Source organism: Lysobacter sp. yr284 (assembly GCF_900107375.1).
Taxonomy (GTDB): domain Bacteria; phylum Pseudomonadota; class Gammaproteobacteria; order Xanthomonadales; family Xanthomonadaceae; genus Lysobacter.
Genome location: NZ_FNPT01000017.1, coordinates 1 through 16,225 on the forward strand (window position 1 = coordinate 1; position 16,225 = coordinate 16,225).

At 72.1% G+C, this 16,225-nt stretch carries 15 protein-coding genes; 10 read left to right on the forward strand and 5 right to left on the reverse strand.

Going from position 1 to position 16,225, the window contains the following annotated elements; all coding sequences use genetic code 11:
- Positions 1 to 353 precede the first annotated feature (353 nt).
- The 6 genes from BLV01_RS26415 (at position 354) to BLV01_RS19585 (ending at position 4,693) form a co-directional block, all read left to right on the forward strand.
- Positions 354 to 497, forward strand: a complete 144-nt coding sequence (locus tag BLV01_RS26415; RefSeq protein ID WP_175486124.1) for a hypothetical protein — start codon at positions 354 to 356, stop codon at positions 495 to 497.
- Positions 498 to 849: 352 nt separating this feature from the next.
- Positions 850 to 1,842 carry a lytic polysaccharide monooxygenase gene (locus BLV01_RS19565; RefSeq protein ID WP_091803908.1) on the forward strand — a complete coding sequence of 331 codons (993 nt, stop codon included), beginning with the start codon at positions 850 to 852 and terminating at the stop codon, positions 1,840 to 1,842.
- Between the two features lie 84 nt (positions 1,843 to 1,926).
- Entirely contained in the window at positions 1,927 to 2,490 is a 564-nt protein-coding gene (locus BLV01_RS19570; protein WP_091803910.1) for an L-threonylcarbamoyladenylate synthase type 1 TsaC, read from the forward strand.
- Positions 2,491 to 2,634: 144 nt separating this feature from the next.
- The gene (locus BLV01_RS19575; protein WP_091803913.1) at positions 2,635 to 3,069 is read left to right on the forward strand and encodes an EamA family transporter; all 435 of its coding nucleotides are present in this window, start codon (positions 2,635 to 2,637) and stop codon (positions 3,067 to 3,069) included.
- 62 nt (positions 3,070 to 3,131) lie between these two features.
- The gene (locus tag BLV01_RS19580) at positions 3,132 to 4,019 is read left to right on the forward strand and encodes a DUF4124 domain-containing protein (protein WP_139178887.1); all 888 of its coding nucleotides are present in this window, start codon (positions 3,132 to 3,134) and stop codon (positions 4,017 to 4,019) included.
- Positions 4,019 to 4,693 carry a DUF4124 domain-containing protein gene (locus BLV01_RS19585; RefSeq protein ID WP_091803915.1) on the forward strand — a complete coding sequence of 225 codons (675 nt, stop codon included), beginning with the start codon at positions 4,019 to 4,021 and terminating at the stop codon, positions 4,691 to 4,693. The genes BLV01_RS19580 and BLV01_RS19585 overlap by 1 nt, the downstream gene beginning before the upstream one ends.
- Positions 4,694 to 4,707: 14 nt before the next feature.
- On the opposite strand, the gene BLV01_RS19590 is transcribed toward BLV01_RS19585, so the two are convergent.
- Positions 4,708 to 5,484, reverse strand: coding sequence for an SDR family oxidoreductase (locus BLV01_RS19590; protein WP_091803918.1), 777 nt, complete (start codon positions 5,482 to 5,484; stop codon positions 4,708 to 4,710).
- A 102-nt stretch (positions 5,485 to 5,586) separates the two neighbouring features.
- Here BLV01_RS19590 and BLV01_RS19595 point away from each other — a divergent pair, with 102 nt between their 5' ends.
- On the forward strand, positions 5,587 to 5,802 hold the full coding sequence (locus tag BLV01_RS19595) for a hypothetical protein (RefSeq protein ID WP_091803921.1): 216 nt from the start codon (positions 5,587 to 5,589) through the stop codon (positions 5,800 to 5,802).
- A 202-nt stretch (positions 5,803 to 6,004) separates the two neighbouring features.
- Here the strand turns inward: BLV01_RS19595 and sppA are convergent, their stop codons facing one another.
- Together sppA and BLV01_RS19605 are read right to left on the reverse strand one after the other, a co-directional pair.
- Complete coding sequence (sppA, locus tag BLV01_RS19600; protein WP_091803924.1) at positions 6,005 to 7,891, reverse strand: signal peptide peptidase SppA; 1,887 nt, start codon at positions 7,889 to 7,891, stop codon at positions 6,005 to 6,007.
- Between the two features lie 172 nt (positions 7,892 to 8,063).
- Complete coding sequence (locus BLV01_RS19605) at positions 8,064 to 9,485, reverse strand: MATE family efflux transporter (protein ID WP_091803927.1); 1,422 nt, start codon at positions 9,483 to 9,485, stop codon at positions 8,064 to 8,066.
- A gap of 168 nt (positions 9,486 to 9,653) precedes the next feature.
- On the opposite strand from BLV01_RS19605, the gene BLV01_RS19610 reads away from it, so the two are divergent.
- Positions 9,654 to 11,138 (forward strand): DUF3667 domain-containing protein, encoded by a 1,485-nt coding sequence (locus BLV01_RS19610; protein ID WP_091803929.1) that lies wholly within the window; start codon positions 9,654 to 9,656, stop codon positions 11,136 to 11,138.
- A gap of 30 nt (positions 11,139 to 11,168) precedes the next feature.
- Positions 11,169 to 11,525, forward strand: coding sequence for a DUF4286 family protein (locus tag BLV01_RS19615; protein WP_091803932.1), 357 nt, complete (start codon positions 11,169 to 11,171; stop codon positions 11,523 to 11,525).
- Between the two features lie 203 nt (positions 11,526 to 11,728).
- On the opposite strand, the gene BLV01_RS19620 is transcribed toward BLV01_RS19615, so the two are convergent.
- Together BLV01_RS19620 and BLV01_RS19625 are read right to left on the reverse strand one after the other, a co-directional pair.
- Entirely contained in the window at positions 11,729 to 12,421 is a 693-nt protein-coding gene (locus BLV01_RS19620; protein ID WP_217633547.1) for a DUF3106 domain-containing protein, read from the reverse strand.
- The gene (locus BLV01_RS19625) at positions 12,418 to 13,443 is read right to left on the reverse strand and encodes a hypothetical protein (RefSeq protein WP_139178889.1); all 1,026 of its coding nucleotides are present in this window, start codon (positions 13,441 to 13,443) and stop codon (positions 12,418 to 12,420) included. Before BLV01_RS19625 ends, BLV01_RS19620 begins: the two co-directional genes overlap by 4 nt.
- A 444-nt stretch (positions 13,444 to 13,887) precedes the next feature.
- Between BLV01_RS19625 and BLV01_RS19630 the strand changes: the two genes are divergently transcribed.
- Positions 13,888 to 16,155 carry a primosomal protein N' gene (locus BLV01_RS19630; protein WP_091803938.1) on the forward strand — a complete coding sequence of 756 codons (2,268 nt, stop codon included), beginning with the start codon at positions 13,888 to 13,890 and terminating at the stop codon, positions 16,153 to 16,155.
- Positions 16,156 to 16,225: the final 70 nt, after the last annotated feature.

Below are 16,225 nucleotides of genomic sequence, written 5' to 3' on the forward strand. Positions count from 1 at the left end.
GCAAGCCGCGACCGCGACCGCGACCGCGACAACACAGCTATGACGAAACTTTCACCGCATCGGCGATGGCGCGGTCGCGGCTTGCGCCGCTCCTACAGGGGGCGTGCCGCGGGAAGGTCAACCTTTGTCGCGGTGGCGCGTGACGACAAGCAAAAATCCAAAGCTTCCGTCCGCAAGCGGCCGGGTCACTTTCTTTGTCCAAAGCAACAAAGAAAGTAACCAAAGAAAGTGCATTCTTTTTTCGAATCAAGAGCCACTAAGTCCAGCACCGGGCGCGGGGCCGCGCCATAAGGGGCATCCTGCCCCATGGCGCGCGTGCGCATCCATGCGCACGCCCTCCGGGGCTGCGAAGCATGTTCTTCGCGTGGAGTTGCGTCCGAGCGAACAGCAACGGCAACAACAACGGCAACAACAACGGCAACGGCAACGGCAACAGCAACTTCAACTGCAACGGCAACTGCAACTGCAACTGCAACTGCAACTGCAAGAACTTGTAGGTTCCGGCTATCGTCGCAATGACCGTTGCAGCGCGACTTGATCGCAGCAGCGCTAAACGCCGAAGACGGCCTCGCCCCGCGCCAGCGACGCATCGTCGCAGCCGGCCCCGCCATCCGTGACGTACCCCGCGTTTCGCGCATCGCGACCGCCGCCACACGCCCGCGCATGTCCCCGCAGGCGACCGCCCGCACAGAATCGACCGGCCGCGGTCACTAGGATCGGGCCGCATAAACGCCGGGGCGCCGCCGCGCGGCCGCACCCGTCCCGAGACGCGATCGCAATCGCGCCGGAAGCACGCCATCGCGAAGCTGTTGGGGGGCCCGTCACCATTGCCCATCGACAGGAGTCGCCATGACCCGCATCCAGCGTTGCACCCTGCTGTCCGCCGCCGTCGCCCTGTGCGCGGCCGCGCTGCCCGCCTCCACCGCCTTCGCCCACGGCACTTTCGTCAATCCGCAGAGCCGGATCTACAAGTGCTACCTGGGCAACAAGGAAAACCCTTCCGATCCGGCCTGCCGCGCCGCCTGGGCCGTGGCCGGCTCGCAGCTGTTCTACGACTGGAACGGCATCAACCAGGCCAACGCCAACAGCAACCACCGCGCGGTGGTGCCCGACGGCAAGCTGTGCAGCGGCAACAACCCGACCTTCCGCGGCCTGGACATCGTGCGCAGCGATTGGCAGACCAGCAACGTGCGCTCCGGCAGCAGCTACACCTTCACCTTCTACGCCACCGCGCCGCACGCGACCAAGGACTGGACCTTCTACGTGACCCCGCAGGGCTGGAACCCGAACACGCCGCTGCGCTGGGGCGACATGCAGCAGTTCTGCAAGACCGGGCCGATCGCGCTGTCGGCCGGCAACAACTACCACATCACCTGCACCCTGCCCGCGCGCAGCGGCCGCCATGTGATCTACAACACCTGGCAGCGCTCGGATTCGACCGAGGCCTTCTACACCTGCATGGACGTCAACTTCACCAGTTCGCTCGCCGACGCGCGCTCGCCGTGGCGCGAGGCCGGCCCGCTCAACGTGATCAACGACTACCCGGCCGGCACCGCGGTGACCCTGCGCGTGTTCAACGCCGACGGCAGCGACGCGGAGAAGATCGAGACCGTGCTGCGGGCGGGCGAAACCTCCACCGCGCAGTGGCCGCAGCGCGTCGCCGAGCAGGTCAACGCGCGCGCCAAGTTCGCCCGCATCGGCCAGCAGCGCGGCGGCCAGGTGCAGGCGCAATCCGGCACCGACAACCGCGTCTACGTCAGCGGCAACCGCTCCTTCGCCTTCGACGTGCGCTTGCCGGCGTCGGCGCAGCCGCCGGCCGATCACGCCCATCACGGCCACTGACGCGGCGATGCGGAAGCTCGCGGCGGCGTCCTGCGCGCCGCCGCGACGCATGCGACACTGCGTCTTTCGCCGCAGGGCCGCCGCATGTCCGCCACGCTGAGCATCGAACAGGCCGCCGCCGCGCTCGCCCGCGGCGGCGTGCTGGTGTATCCGACCGAAGCGGTGTGGGGCATCGGCTGCGATCCGTTCGACCGCGCCGCGGTGCTGCGGCTGCTGGCGATCAAGCAGCGGCCGGTGGACAAGGGCGTGATCCTGATCGCCGCCTCGCTCGAGCAACTCGATCCGCTGGTCGATTGGGACGCGCTGCCGCCCGAGCGCGCACAGGCGGTGCGCGCGAGCTGGCCCGGCGCGCACACCTGGGCGCTGCCGGCGACGCCGGCGGTGCCGGCCTGGATCAGCGGCGAGCACCGCAGCGTCGCGCTGCGGGTCAGCGCGCATCCGCAGGCCGCCGCGCTGTGCCGCGCCCACGGCGGGCCGCTGGTATCGACCAGCGCCAACCTCGCCGGCCAGCCGCCGGCGTTCCGCCGCGATCAGCTCGACCGCGCCGTGCTGGCGCTGGCCGACGGCGTGTGCGAAGGCGAGACCGGCGGACTGGCCGCGCCGACGCCGATCCGGGTCGCGCTGACCGGCGAAGTGTTGCGCGGCTGAGCGGCGCTTGCGCGCGAGCGCGCGCATTGGCGTGAGCGGCCGCGCGACATCGTCGCATTGGCCTGCGCGCCTGCGCCCGCGCTCCGACACCGTCGCGACCGCCGCGGCGCTACGCTCGCGCCATCGCGCAACGGAGCCGCCGGCATGACTTCCTTTCCCGCCTGGGCGATCTGGGCCTTGCTGTCGGCCGTGTTCGCGGCGCTGACCGCGGTGCTGTCCAAGGTCGGCGTGCAAGGCATCTCGGCCGACTATGCGACGCTGGTGCGCACGGTGGTGATCCTGTGCGTGCTGGCGCTGCTGGTGCCGCTGAGCGGGCAATGGGTGGACCCGCGCAGCCTGCCGGCGCGCTCGCTGCTGTTCCTGGCCCTGTCCGGGCTGGCCACCGGCGCCTCGTGGCTGTGCTACTACCGCGCGCTGCAGATCGGCGAGGTCGCGCAGGTGGCGCCGGTGGACAAGCTCAGCGTGGTGCTGGCGGCGCTGTTCGCGGTGGCCTTCCTCGGCGAGCGGCCGTCGCCGCGCGAATGGCTGGGCCTGCTGCTGGTCGGCGGCGGCGTGCTGGTGCTGGTCTGGCGGCGCTGAACCGCCGCCGGACGGCGCCGGCCCGGCTTTTCCCCGACCCGTGGGTGGCGCAAGATGGGCACATGCCTTCCGCGCCGCGCCACCGCCGCCGCATCGCCGCCGCCATCCTCGCCTGCCTGGGCGCGGGCGCGGCGCAGGCCGTCGGTGCGCCGCCCGCGCCGGCCGCCGATGCTGCCGCCCGCTCGACCGCGCAGCCCGCAGCCGCGGGCAAGCCCGGCGGCGAAGTGCTGATCTACCGCTGCACCGACGCGCGCGGCCAGCTGAGCCTGCGCGATACGCCCTGCGCCGGCGGCGAGCGCCAGCAGACCGTCAGCATGATCCGTCCGGTCGACCCGCCGCCGCGCCCAGCCGCGCCAGCGCCCGCCCCGGTCGCCGCGCGCGCGCCGGCGCCGGCGCCCCAGGTCGTGGTGCTGCGCCCGCCGCAGCCGATGTACGACTGCGTGCGTCCCGACGGCAGCCGCTACGTCAGCGACAACGGCGACGGCAACCCGCGGATGATGCCGCTGGTCGACCTCGGCTACGGCCTGCCGTACTACCCGAACGGTTCCTACTCGGACGGCTCTTATTCGCGCAGCGCGTATTCCGGCGGCGTCTCTTCGCACAGTTCGCTCGGCACCGGCCTGCCGCCGCCGCAAGCGGGCGTGCGGGTGGCCGATTCGTCGACCCGCATCGCCATCGGCGGCCGCCACGGCCACGTCTCGTACGCGCGCAACAGCGGTTACGTCGTGCCCGGCGGTTACGATTACGGCTACGGCGCCTATTACGGCAGCCAGCTGGTGCGCGACGAATGCCATCCGCTGCCGCAGCAGGAAGTCTGCGCCCAGCTGCGCGACCAGCGCTGGGCCGGCGACCGCCGCTACAACAGCGCGCTGCAGAGCGAGCGCGCCAGGATCACCGAGGAACAGCGCGTCATCGACGCGCGCCTGAACGCCGATTGCGGAGCTTACTGATGCGCGTGTGGGGGTTGTGGATGTTGCTGCTGGCCGTTTCCGGCGCGCAGGCGCAGGGCAAGGTGGTGATCTACCGCTGCACCGACGCGATCGGCCAGCTCACGGTGCAGAACAACGTGCCCTGTCCGAAGGGCAGCACCCAGGAAAAGCGCGTCATCGAGGACGCGCCGGTGTCGTCGGCGCCGCCGACGGTGATCACCGGGCCCGGCCAGTACCCGCAACCGGCGCCGCCGATGCACCCGCCGGTGTCCTCGCAGCTGCCGCAGGTGGCGCGGCCGCCGCAGTCGCCGGCGCGGCCGCCTGTGGCGCCCGCCGCGCCGCTGCCCAAGGCCGACATCGCCGACGCCGACCGGCTGCCGCCGCCGGCGCTGTACGAATGCCGCACCTACGACAACGGCCGCTACCTCAGCGACACCGACGCGCCGCCGCAACGCTGCGCGCCGCTGCAGACCACCGGCCTGGGCAACGTCGGCAACGGCGCCGGCGTGGCCTGCCAGATGGTCGACGACCAGTGCCAGCGCATCCCCGACGAGCGCCTGTGCGAGAACTGGAAGCAGCGCCTGCGCGAGGCCGAATCGGCGCTGCGCTTCGGCCGCGCCGACAGCCGCGACGCCTCCGCCGGCGAGTACGCGCGGATCCAGCGGATCGTGGTCGAGAGCACCTGCGGCCGTTGATCCGGCGCGCGCCCTCAGAACCCGTAGCGCAGGAACCCGCCGTCCACCGCGATGCATTCGCCGGTGATGTAGCCCGCCGCCGGCAGGCACAGGAACGCGACCGCCGCAGCCACTTCCTCCGGCTCGCCGATGCGTCCGGCCGGGGTGCGCAGCAGCACTTCGTCGAGGTAGTCCGGATCGGCCAGCTTGTCGGAGGTGCGGCGGGTGCGGATGTACCACGGCGCCACCGCGTTGACCCGGATGCCGTCCTCGGCCCATTCCACCGCGAGGTTGCGGGTCATCTGGTGCATCGCCGCCTTGCTCATGCCGTACGGCGAGCCGGTGCGCACGGCGGTCGTGCCGGACACGCTGCCGACGTTGACGATGCTCGAGGCCGCGTGCCGGGTCAGCAACGCGTGCGCGTAGCGCGAGAGCTCGAACGCCGAGAACAGGTTGATCTCGAACACCTGCCGCCACTCGTCCTCGGTGTAGTCGTTGGTGGCCTTGCTGAGGTTGCCGCCGGCGTTGTTGACCAGGATGTGCAAGCCTTCGCCGAAGTCCTCGACCCAGTCCAGCAGCTCGCGCCGCTGCTCGTCGTCGGCGACGTCGGCGACGAAGGCCTGGACCTCGCGCTCGGGATAATCCTCGACCAGTTCGGCGCGCGCCGACTCCAGCGCGGCCGCGTCGCGCGCGGCCAGCAGCACGTCGGCGCCGAAGCCCAGCAGCTCGCGCGCGATCGCCCGGCCGATGCCGGCGCTGCCGCCGGTGACCAGCGCGAGCTGTCCGTCCAATCGCCAACGCTTGGGGTCCATCGCTGCCTCCGTCACAGTCGTTGCCTGCAGTGAATTGCCGCGCCGCGCGCCGGGCGCGCGACCGGCGTAGCATACCGGCCACACCGCCTAGAGGATGCCGCGATGAAGCCGAGCGTTGTCGTTATCGCCCTGACCTGCGCCGCGCTGGCGGCCTGCTCCAAGCCGCAGCCGCCGGAGAAGGAACGGCCGGTGGACCCGCAGGCCACGCAAATGCGCGATGCGATCCAGAAGCCCATCGAAAAGGCCAAGGCCGTGGAAGGCGACGTCGAGCAGGGCGCGCAGAACACCCGCGATGCGATCGACGCGGCCGGCGGGTGAGGTCCGGCGTCGCCTGAGCGCAAGGCGCCGGGCCTGAAGGCCCCTCCCGCAGCAACCCCGGCCCGCGCGGCTTTCGGGGCGGGCCTTCAGGCCCGACGCTCTTCGCCCCGCCGCGAGGAATCCGCAAAACGAAAACGCCGCATCGCGAACGATGCGGCGTTTTGGTTTGCGCGGCCGGCGCAAGGCCGGCCGCGATCGCGGCTTACAGCGTGCAGAAGCAGTAGGCCAGCGCCTTCACCGGCGCGCCGTTGCCGGACTTGGTCGCGCTTTCGACGAAGCGCAGGTCCGCCGCCGCCTGCGGCACCGCCTTGATCAGCAGGCTGTGGGCGAACTCGGACCGACCCAGCACCGCCGCGCCGGCGCCGCTGCCGGCGAAGCCGGCGAAGAAGCGCTCGAACGGGCTCGGGGTCTTTTCCACGTAGCGCACGCGGAAGTCCTCGGCCTTGCCCAGCTTGGCGCGCTTGGCGACGTCGTCGACCGCGGCCTGCAGGCCGCCCAGTTCGTCGACCAGGCCGCGTTCCTTGGCCTGCGCGCCGCTCCACACCCGGCCGCGGGCGATCGCGTCGATGTCGGCCACCGGCTTCTTGCGCGCCTGCGCGACGCGGCCGGTGAAGTCGGCATAGCCCTTGTTGATGATGGTCTGGATCACCTGGCCGACTTCCGGCGTCAGCGGCCGGGTGATGTCGTAGGAGCCGGCGAACCGGGTGGTGCCGACGCCGTCGGAATGCACGCCGATCTTCTCCAGCGCGCGCGGCACGGTCGGGATCAGGCCGAAGATGCCGATCGAGCCGGTGATGGTCGAGGGATCGGCGTAGATGCGGTCGGCGTTCATCGAGATCCAGTAGCCGCCCGATGCCGCCAGGTTGCCCATCGACACCACCACCGGCTTGCCGGCGGCCTTCAGGCCGACGATCTCGCGGCGGATCTGCTCGGAAGCGAACACCTCGCCGCCGGGCGAGTTGACCCGCAGCACCAGCGCCTTGACGTTGTCGTCGTCGCGCGCCTCGCGCAGCAGCGCGGCGGTGGAGACGCCGCCGATCGTGCCCGGCGGCTGCTCGCCGCCGGTGATCTCGCCCTCGGCCACGACGATGGCGACCTGCGGGCGGCTGTCGGCCGGGTTGACCACGCGGTCGAGGCTGAACAGATAGGCGTCCAGCGCGATCTGGCGGAAGCCGCCGTCGGCGTCCTCGTCGGCGACGCCGCGCTTGGTCAGGATCTGGTCCACTTCCTCGCGGGTCTTGAGGCCGTCGACCAGCTTCAGGCCGAGCGCGTACTTGCCCAGGTCGCCCTTGACCGCGTCCAGGCGCGCCGGCAGCTCGTCGATCGCCGCGCTCAGCGCGGCCGGCTGCAGCTTGCGCGCCTTGGCCACGTCGTCCAGGTAGCGCTGCCACAGGTCGTTCATCCAGAACAGGTCGGCGGTCTTGGACTCTTCCGAGGCGGCGTCGAGGATGTACGGCTCGGCGGCCGACTTGAACTCGCCGACCCGGAACAGGTGCACGTCCACGCCGAGCTTGTCCTGCAGCAGCTGGCGGTAGTACAGGCGGTAGCGGCCCAGGCCCTCGAGCATCATCGCGCCCATCGGGTCGAGGTAGACCTCGTTGGCCTGCGCGGCGACCAGGTACTGCTTCTGGTCCATGCTCTCGGAGAAGGCGATCACTTCCTTCTTGGCCGCGCGCACCCGCGCCACCGCGGCGGCGACTTCGCGCAGGCCGGCCATGCCGCCGGACTGGAGCTTGTCCAGGCGCAGCACCACGCGCTCGATGCGCTTGTCGTCCTTGGCCGCGTCCAGCGCGCGCACGACGTCGCGCAGCTGCACTTCCGGGTTCTTGTCGCCGAGGGCGCGGTTGAGCGCGCGCGAGGCCGGGTCGGAGCTGTATTGCTCGACCAGGTTGCCTTCCGGCGCGATCACCAGGGTGGTGCGGTCCTGGAACGGCTTGGTGTTGCCGCCGAACAGCATCGCCAGCACCACGATCAGCATGAAACCGAAGAACACCAGGTTGAAGACCAACCGGCGGGTGAAGTTCATCGCGTCCCAGGCGCCTACGAAGAAACGGGCCAGCGGCCCGCGACGTGGGAGGGTCTCGTTCATTTGCACAGGCTCCGTGTGTACGCGTCCAGACTAACCCGGCGCGGGGCGGGGTTTCACCCGCCATTCGTAACGTAGGGTGGTGGGAAAGTTGCGATTCGGCCGCAATCCGTTCATTTGCGCAACGCTCGGCGGCCGCCGGACCGGTCCGGGGACGGCCGCCGCCCGGGCGCGCTCAGGTGCAGCCGGTCTCGTGCGGGTCGACCTCGTGCGGCGCCTCGCGCGCCATCCGCTCGGCCAGCCGCTGCGGCTGGCTGGAGCGCAGGAAGCGCGCGCACAGCAGCACCGAGGCCACGGTCAGCCCGGCGATCAGGCCGATCCACATGCCCTTCGGCCCCCAGCCCAGGCCCAGGCCCAGGCCGGCGCCGATCGGCATGCCCACGCCCCAGTACGCCAGCGCCGCCAGGACCATCGGCACGCGGGTGTCCTTGAGCCCGCGCAGCGCGCCGGCCGACAGCACCTGGATGCCGTCGGGGAACTGGAACATCGCCGAGTACAGCAGCAGCGAGGCGGCCAGCGAGGCGACCGCGACGTCGGCGGTGTAGAAGCTCACCAGCACCTCGTTGGCGCTCAGCAGCAGGATGCCGGAACACAACTGCGTGCCGATGACGATGGCGTAGCCGGCGAAACCGGCGCGGCGCACGCCGGCGTAGTCGCGCCGGCCCAGGGCGTAGCCGACCCGCACCGTGGTCGCCTCGGCCAGCCCCATCGGCACCATGAAGCACAGCGCCGACAGATTGATCGCGATCTGGTGCGCCGAAGCCGGCACCTCGCCCAGCCGCCCGATCAGCAGCGCGGTGACGATGAACAAGCTGCCCTCCATCAGCACGGTCACGCCGATCGGCAGGCCGGTGGCGAGCAGGCTGCGGATGGTCGGCCAGTGCGGCTTGTCGAAACGTTCGAACAGGCGCAGGTCGGCGAAGCGCTTTGCCCCGCGCAGGACGAAGAAGAAGCCGATCGCCTGCACCCACAGCATCGCCGCCGAGGCGATGCCGAGGCCGCCGGCGCCCATTTCCGGCAGGCCGAACTTGCCGAAGGTCAGCACATAGCCCAGCGGCAGCAGCACCAGCAGGCCGCCGGCGCTGAGCAGCATGGTCGGCAAGGTCCAGTGCAGGCCCTCGCTGAGGTAGCGCATGCAGAAGAACAGGGTCAGCGCCGGCACGCCCCAGCGGATGCCGTGCAGGAACTCGCGCGCGCCGGGGATGATCTCCGGCGCGATGCCCATCGCCGGCAGCGCGTACGGGATCAGGGTCAGGAACGCGAACAGGAACACGCTCAACAGCAGCGCCATCCACAGCGCCTGGCGGAACAGCGCGCCGATCTCGCCGCGGCGGCCGGCGCCTTCCAATTGCGACACCGACGGCGGCACCGACAGCAAGGTACCGATCGGCACCATCATCGGCAGCCACCACAGCGCGGTGCCGATGGTCACCGACGCCAGCGTGGTGGTGCTGTGGTGGCCGGCCAGGGTGTTGTCGACGAAGCCGATCAGGCCGGTGGAGACGTGGCCGGCGACCAGCGGCGCGGCCAGGACCAAAGTAGTACGGATCTCCCGGGGCAGGCCCGGGCTCGAGACGGTGGGGGACGACGCAGACATGGGGGAAACCAACGGCGACTGCGGCCGCGCATCCGGTCGGGGCGCTGGCGCCGGGTCGCGGCGGACGGCTATCTTACCCGCTCGAAAGTGAAGGCCGGGGAGCCTCGCTTCCACGTCGGCCTCGCTTTCGGGCCGGCCCGCTTCCACGTCAGCACGACCTCGGACCGAATGAGCGCATCCACTGAAGCCACGGCCGCGTCGGCCGGCCACGGCCACGACCAGCCCAGCCACTGCGAAAACTGCAAGGCCGACCTGCACGGGCACTATTGCCACCAGTGCGGCCAGTCGGTGCACAACCCCGTGCGCAACTTCGGCCATGCGGTCGAGGAGGTGTTCGAGTCGTTCTGGCACCTGGACGGGCGCGTGTTCCGGACTTTGCGCGATCTGCTCCGGCCGGGCAAAGTCGCCCGCGACTACCTCGCCGGCCACCGCGTGCGCTACCTGCCGCCGCTGCGGCTGTTCGTGATCGCCTCGGTGCTGACCTTCTTCGTCGCCCAGTTCGCGATCCACGTCGAGACCAGCGGCCACTTCGACATCGACACCGCGCAAAGCACCACGGTGCGGCTGGGCAACGTCAAGAAGCAGATGCGCGATGCCGACAGCGTGGCCGAGGTCGAGGAGCTGCGCGCGCGCATCGTCGGCGAGCTGCGCGCCGCGGCCGCCGCCGCGCCGGTCGCGCGCAACACCATCGAGGCGTCGATCGTCGCGGTCCAGCGCCAGGCCGACAAGCGCATCGAAGCGCTGCGCGCGCTGCAGGGCCTGAACGAGCAAGAAGTGGCCGCGCAACGCGCCGAAGGCGACCGCCTCGCCGCCGCGCCCAAGCCCGGCAGCCTGGACGCGGCCAGGACCCTGGCCGAGGTCGAGCGCCTGCGCGACGAGCGCATCGCCCGGCTGCGCAGCGAACACGCCGCGCAGGCCGCTGGCGCGCGCGACGCCTCGACCCTGGCCGCGCAGATCCGCCAGGCCAACGCCGAGGCCGGCTGCCGCATCGCCGAGCTGCAGGTCGGCCACGCCGCGTCCAGCGAGGGCCCCGCCGCGCACGCCAAGGACCGCGCGCGCTACGGCGAAACCGACTGCGACGGCGTCGACGATCCGATTTCGTTCAACGGCCGCCCCTGGGACGCCAAGACCAATCCGCTGACGGTGACCTGGTGGCCGCGCTTCGCCAACGACTGGCTCAACCGCCAGGTCGGCAAGGGCGAGGCCAATTTCCAGCGCGCGACCAAGGACCCGGCGCTGTACATACACGCGCTGATCGGCGCGATCCCGTCGGCGCTGTTCCTGATGGTGCCGATCTTCGCCCTGCTGCTGAAGATCGCCTACCTCGGCTCGGGCCGCGGCTACCTCGAACACCTGGTGGTGGCGTTGTACAGCCACACCTACCTGTGCCTGGCGTTGCTGGCGATGTTCGTGCTGATGCTGCTGGGCGACGCGATCGCGCCGCACTGGGCCGGCTTCGCCTGGATCAAGGGCCTGGGCATCGGCCTGCTGTGGCTGTGGATGCCGATCTATCTGCTGCTGATGGAAAAGCGCGTCTACGCCAACGGCTGGCCGCTGACCCTGCTGCGCTACACCCTGATCGGCGGCGCGTATTTCTTCCTGATGAGCCTGGCCACCGCCGGGATCATGGCCGCGGCGATCGTGCGGATGTAACGCGGCGCGCCACCGGCGACGGCGGCGCGGATGGACAACGAGGATGCGCAGGCCGAAACCATGGACGCGAACCCGGGCGAGACGATCTACGAGGTAACGCTGGACGTGGACGCGGCGGTCGCCGCGGACTTCCTGGCCTGGCTGCGCGGGCACATCGACGAGATCTGCGCGTTGCCGGGCTTTCTCGGCGCGGACCTGCACGAACTCGCCGATCCGGCGCCCGCGCCGGGGCGGCAGGCGTTGTGCGTGCGCTACCGGCTGCGCGACGCGGCGGCGCTGGAGGCCTATCTGCGCGACCACGCGCCGCGGATGCGGGCCGACGGCCTGGCCCGGTTCGACGGGCGGTTCGGCGCGAGCCGGCGGGTGATGCGGGGGTTGCCGCGTTGATGCGCGCTCGCGCGGTCGCGTCGTAGGCCTGGTGTCGCGGCCGCGGCTTGCGCCGCTCCTGCAGGGGCTGGGTCAACGCTCGTTCGCGACGGCAGGAGCGGCGCGAGCCGCGACCGCGCCGGCACAACCGCGACCAAACCCGGCCAAGCCCATCGCCCCGACGCTGGCGAGCGTGTCCGCGCCAGCGCCCGAACGCCGCGCGCCTAACGCGCCAGCGCGTCGTGCAGCCACGTCCCGCGCTGCGCCGCCGGCGTCGCCAGCAAGCCCGCGCGCAGGCGTTCGCGCTCCTGCGGCGGGGTGCGCTGCACCAGCACCGCCAGGTCCTTGCGCTGCGCCGCGCTGAGCCCGCGCAGCGCCGCCAGCAAGGTCGCGTGCTGCTCCTGCGGCAACTGCGCCAGCAACGGTTGCAGCGCCGGGTAGTCCGCGCCCAGCGCCGGGCCGAGCAACCAACCGCGGCGCTCGCTGCGGTCGAGCGCGTCGAATTGCGCGCGCAGCGCTTGCCGCTGCTCCGGCGGCAGCGCGGCATAGCGCGCCGCCGCGGCCTGGGCCTGCGCGCGTTCGTCGGCGCCCAGCGCCTGCCAGGCCAGGTAACGCTCGCGGCGGCCGCCGCGTTCGGCCGCGTCGAGTTGGTTCCACTGCGCCGCGCGCTGGGCGAATTCGTGCCGCTGCGCCTCGCTCCAACCGTCCCAGCGCGCGCCGTTGGCGCGGATGCGCGCCTGCACCGGCGCCGGCAGGCGGGCCAGACTGCGTTCGAGTTCCGGCGGCAGCGCGCGCGCCGGCGCGCCCAGCGCCAGCACCCCGGCCAGCACCGCGGCGCCGAACCCGAGCGCGCGCCAGCCGGCGCGCCCGAAACCCGCGCCGAACAGGGAATCGCGCAACACCGTCGCCCGGCTCATTCGCCCTCCTGCGCATCGGTTTCCAGGCCCGCGCCGTCGTGGCCAGCGGGTGCGGGCGTCGGCGCCGGTTCGGCCGGCGGCGCGGCGACCGCCGGGATCGTCCCGGCGTCGCGCGCGGCCAGCCAGCTGTCGAAATCGACCGCGGCCGAGGCCGCCTCGCCCTGCGGGTCGGCGAGCAGCCCGAAGTCGCCGTCGGCGATCAGGCCGGCATCGCGGCTGTAGCGCTCGGCCGGGCCGCTGCCCTCGGCCAGCGGCGCCACCGTCACCCCGTCGGGGCCGTCGCCGAGCCAGCCGCCGGGCAGGCCGGACGGCCACCAGAAGGTCGCGGCGAACGCCAGCGCGCACAGCGCCAGCAGGCTCCACAGCAGCGGCATCAGCCAGCGCGGGCGCGGGCGCGCCGCCACCGGCGCCTGCCGTCCCGGCGGCGCGGCGCCGGGCGCGGCGTTGCGCAGCGCGGCGTCGCGCGCCTGGGCCAAGCGCTGCAGGCGGTCCGGCGGCAAGGTCTTGATCCGGCGGTGGATCTGTTCGCGCAGCTGTTGCCAGGCCTGCGGATCGGCGCGGCCGTCGGCATGCCGCGGCAGCGCCCGCTGCAGGGCCATGCGGTAGGTCGCCGGGGCCACGTGCAGCACCGCCGCCGCCTCGGTTTCGGCCAGGCCGGCGGCCAGGCGCAGCAGCAGCGCCGCGCGCGGGCCGCTGCCGAGTTCGCCGAGCCGGTCGGTCGCGTCCAGGGCGATCGCCACCGCGGTGCGCTGGCGCAGGCCGGGCTGGGTCAGCAGCAGCGACCAGAACCGCGCCGGCCATTCGTTCAAGGCGGTCTGGGCGGCGAGCGCGCGGAACCCGGCCATGGCGGCGACCAGGGCGGCGTCGCCGGCGGCGGCATCGCCGGCCTGCAACTCGGCCAGCACCGCGCCGCGGCGCTCGATCCCGCGCAGGAACGCCGACAGGGCGGCAGGGGCGGCGGGCGCGTGAGACGGGCCCTTCGGGGCGACGGACGGCCCCGGGACAGGGGGTGTGGAACTCATCGGAACGACTTCACCATACGGCGCATGATAGCGATGCCGGGCGTGCGCAAAACCGCTTGACAAACCGCCAAACCGCGCCAGCGCAAGGCGGGACGCGGCTTGCGCGAAAAATCGGTTGTGCACAGCAGTAACGGAACCGTCATGCGTCGCCCTTTCACGGAACAAAAACACCCTGTTACAGCGATGTTTCACGGCTAAGCACATGATTCATAAGAAAATACGGCAATTGGCGATTTTTTCACCAACCTAACCCGAGGGCTTGATTCAACGCCCTCGCGCAGCCCTGCCGACACGCCATGCACAGATTTATCCACAACCCATGTGGATAAGGGCAATTTCCTTTAGCGTGCGGCCACTTGCGCGGGCTTTGTCAGGCGACCCGAAGCAATGGCCCGCAACTGTCCCGGCTGCCGCCCCGGCCGGTCCGCTCGCTAGACTGATGCGATGCCCGAGGCCCCGTTGCTCCCATCGCCCACCGTCTGGCGCGTCGCCCTGCCGGTGCCGCTGCCGCGCCTGTTCGACTACCTGCCGCCGGCCGACGACGCCGGCGGCGACCCGGTCGGCGCACGGGTGCGGGTGCCGTTCGGGCGGCGCGAGCTGGTCGGGCTGGTCGCCGAGACCGGCGCGCCCGAGGCCGGCACCGACCCGGCCGCGCTCAAGCAGGTGCTGGTCCGGCTCGACCCGCAGCCGCTGCTGCACGGCGAGTTGCTGGAGTCGCTGCGCTGGCTGGCCCGCTACACCCATGCCCCGCTCGGCGAGGTCCTCGCCACCGCCCTGCCCGGCCCCTTGCGCCATGGCGAGCCGCTGCCGGACACCCACGCCTGGGCCTGGCGCCTGAGCGAGGCCGGCGCCACCGCCCGGCCCGGCCTGCGCGCCGGCAAACCGCGCCGGCTGTCGGACCTGCTGGACGAACACGGCGAACTCGACGAAGACCGTCTCGACGACCTGCTCGACGACTGGCGCAGCGCCGCCCGCGCCCTGGCCAAGCGTGGCCACGCCGAGCGCGTCGCGGTGCCGGCGGTGGCCCACGCGCCGGCGCCGCAACCCGGCCCGCCGCTCAACGACGAACAGCAAGCCGCGGTCGATTCGATCCTGGCCGCGCCCGGCTTCGCCGGCCTGCTGCTCGACGGCGTCACCGGCAGCGGCAAGACCGAGGTCTACCTGCGCGCGATCGCCGACTGCCTGGCGCGCGGCAAGCAGGCATTGGTGCTGGTGCCCGAGATCGGCCTGACCCCGCAGACCCTGGCGCGCTTCCGCGCCCGCCTCGGCGTGCCGGTGCATGCGCTGCACTCCGGCCTGGCCGACGGCGAGCGCGCGCGCACCTGGGCCGCGTTCGCGCGGGGCGAGGCGCGGGTCGCGGTCGGCACGCGCTCGGCGGTGTTCCTGCCGCTGGCCGAGCCGGGCCTGATCGTGATCGACGAGGAACACGACGGCAGCTTCAAGCAGCTCGACGGCATCCGCTACCACGCCCGCGACTTCGCCCTGGTCCGGGCCAAGGCGCTGGACGTGCCGGTGCTGCTCGGCAGCGCCACGCCGTCGCTGGAATCGCTGCGTAACGCCCAGGCCGGCCGTTACGGCCACCTGCGCCTGCTGCGCCGCGCCGGCCAGGCGCAGCCCCCGCGGGTGCGCGTGCTCGACGTGCGCAAGCGCCCGCTGCAGGCCGGGCTGTCGCCGGAACTGCTCGAACGCATCCACGCCGAACTGCGCGCCGGCGGCCAGGCGCTGGTGTTCAAGAACCGGCGCGGCTACGCCCCGGTGCTGCTGTGCCACGACTGCGGCTGGACCGCGCATTGCCCGCGCTGCAGCACCCCGCTCAAGCCGACCCCGATGACCGTGCACGCCGGCGGCCGCCGGCTGCAATGCCACCACTGCGGCACCCGCCGCCCCGCACCCGACGCCTGCCCCGACTGCGGCGGCCTGGCCCTGCAATCGCAGGGCGCCGGCACCGAGCGCATCGAGGAATCGCTGGCCGCGCGGTTCTCCGATTTTCCGGTGCTGCGCATAGACCGCGGCACCACCCAGAAACGCGATGCGCTGGAGAAACTGCTGGCCGAGTTCGGCACCGCGCCGGGCGTGCTGGTCGGCACCCAGATGCTCGCCAAGGGCCACGACCTGGCCAACCTGACCCTGGTCGCGGTGGTCGGCATCGACGAAGGCTTGTTCAGCGCCGACTTCCGCGCGCGCGAAAAACTCGCGCAATTGCTGATCCAGGTCGCCGGCCGCGCCGGCCGCGCCGAGAAGCCCGGCGAGGTGGTGCTGCAGACCCATCATCCCGAACACGAGCTGCTGATCACGCTGCTGTCCGGCGGCTACCACGCCTTCGCCGAAGTCGAGCTGGCCCAGCGCGAAGCCGCCGGCTTCCCGCCGTTCGCGCACATGGCGCTGATCCGCGCCGAAGCGCAACAGGTGGAATTGGCCAACGCGTTCCTGGCGATGGCGCGGCGCGAACTGCAACAGGCCGCTGCACAGCACGCCGCCGCGCAACGCGCGCGCCACGACGGCATCGAACGCAGCGCGCTGGAGATCAACGGCCCGGTGCCCGCGCCGATGCCGCGCCGCGCCGGCTACCTGCGCGCGCAGCTGATCCTGTCGGCGCCGCAACGGCGCGAACTACACGCCGCCCTCGACGCCGCGTTGCCGGCGATCTACGCCGCCCCGGAAGCGCGCAAAGTGCGCTGGTCGCTGGACGTGGACCCGGCGGACTTGTACTGACTGCGAGCCGTGTCGCGGCTCGCTGCGAGCGGAGCGGCGCGAATACGCAACTGCGACGAAACCTCCGCCG

Coding starts and splice junctions, on each gene's coding strand:
- BLV01_RS26415 (WP_175486124.1), top strand. CDS start 354: ATGTTCTTCGCGTGGAGTTGCGTCCGAGCGAACAGCAACGGCAACAAC.
- BLV01_RS19565 (WP_091803908.1), top strand. CDS start 850: ATGACCCGCATCCAGCGTTGCACCCTGCTGTCCGCCGCCGTCGCCCTG.
- BLV01_RS19570 (WP_091803910.1), top strand. CDS start 1,927: ATGTCCGCCACGCTGAGCATCGAACAGGCCGCCGCCGCGCTCGCCCGC.
- BLV01_RS19575 (WP_091803913.1), top strand. CDS start 2,635: ATGACTTCCTTTCCCGCCTGGGCGATCTGGGCCTTGCTGTCGGCCGTG.
- BLV01_RS19580 (WP_139178887.1), top strand. CDS start 3,132: ATGCCTTCCGCGCCGCGCCACCGCCGCCGCATCGCCGCCGCCATCCTC.
- BLV01_RS19585 (WP_091803915.1), top strand. CDS start 4,019: ATGCGCGTGTGGGGGTTGTGGATGTTGCTGCTGGCCGTTTCCGGCGCG.
- BLV01_RS19590 (WP_091803918.1), bottom strand. CDS start 5,484: ATGGACCCCAAGCGTTGGCGATTGGACGGACAGCTCGCGCTGGTCACC.
- BLV01_RS19595 (WP_091803921.1), top strand. CDS start 5,587: ATGAAGCCGAGCGTTGTCGTTATCGCCCTGACCTGCGCCGCGCTGGCG.
- sppA (WP_091803924.1), bottom strand. CDS start 7,891: ATGAACGAGACCCTCCCACGTCGCGGGCCGCTGGCCCGTTTCTTCGTA.
- BLV01_RS19605 (WP_091803927.1), bottom strand. CDS start 9,485: ATGTCTGCGTCGTCCCCCACCGTCTCGAGCCCGGGCCTGCCCCGGGAG.
- BLV01_RS19610 (WP_091803929.1), top strand. CDS start 9,654: ATGAGCGCATCCACTGAAGCCACGGCCGCGTCGGCCGGCCACGGCCAC.
- BLV01_RS19615 (WP_091803932.1), top strand. CDS start 11,169: ATGGACAACGAGGATGCGCAGGCCGAAACCATGGACGCGAACCCGGGC.
- BLV01_RS19620 (WP_217633547.1), bottom strand. CDS start 12,421: ATGAGCCGGGCGACGGTGTTGCGCGATTCCCTGTTCGGCGCGGGTTTC.
- BLV01_RS19625 (WP_139178889.1), bottom strand. CDS start 13,443: ATGAGTTCCACACCCCCTGTCCCGGGGCCGTCCGTCGCCCCGAAGGGC.
- BLV01_RS19630 (WP_091803938.1), top strand. CDS start 13,888: ATGCCCGAGGCCCCGTTGCTCCCATCGCCCACCGTCTGGCGCGTCGCC.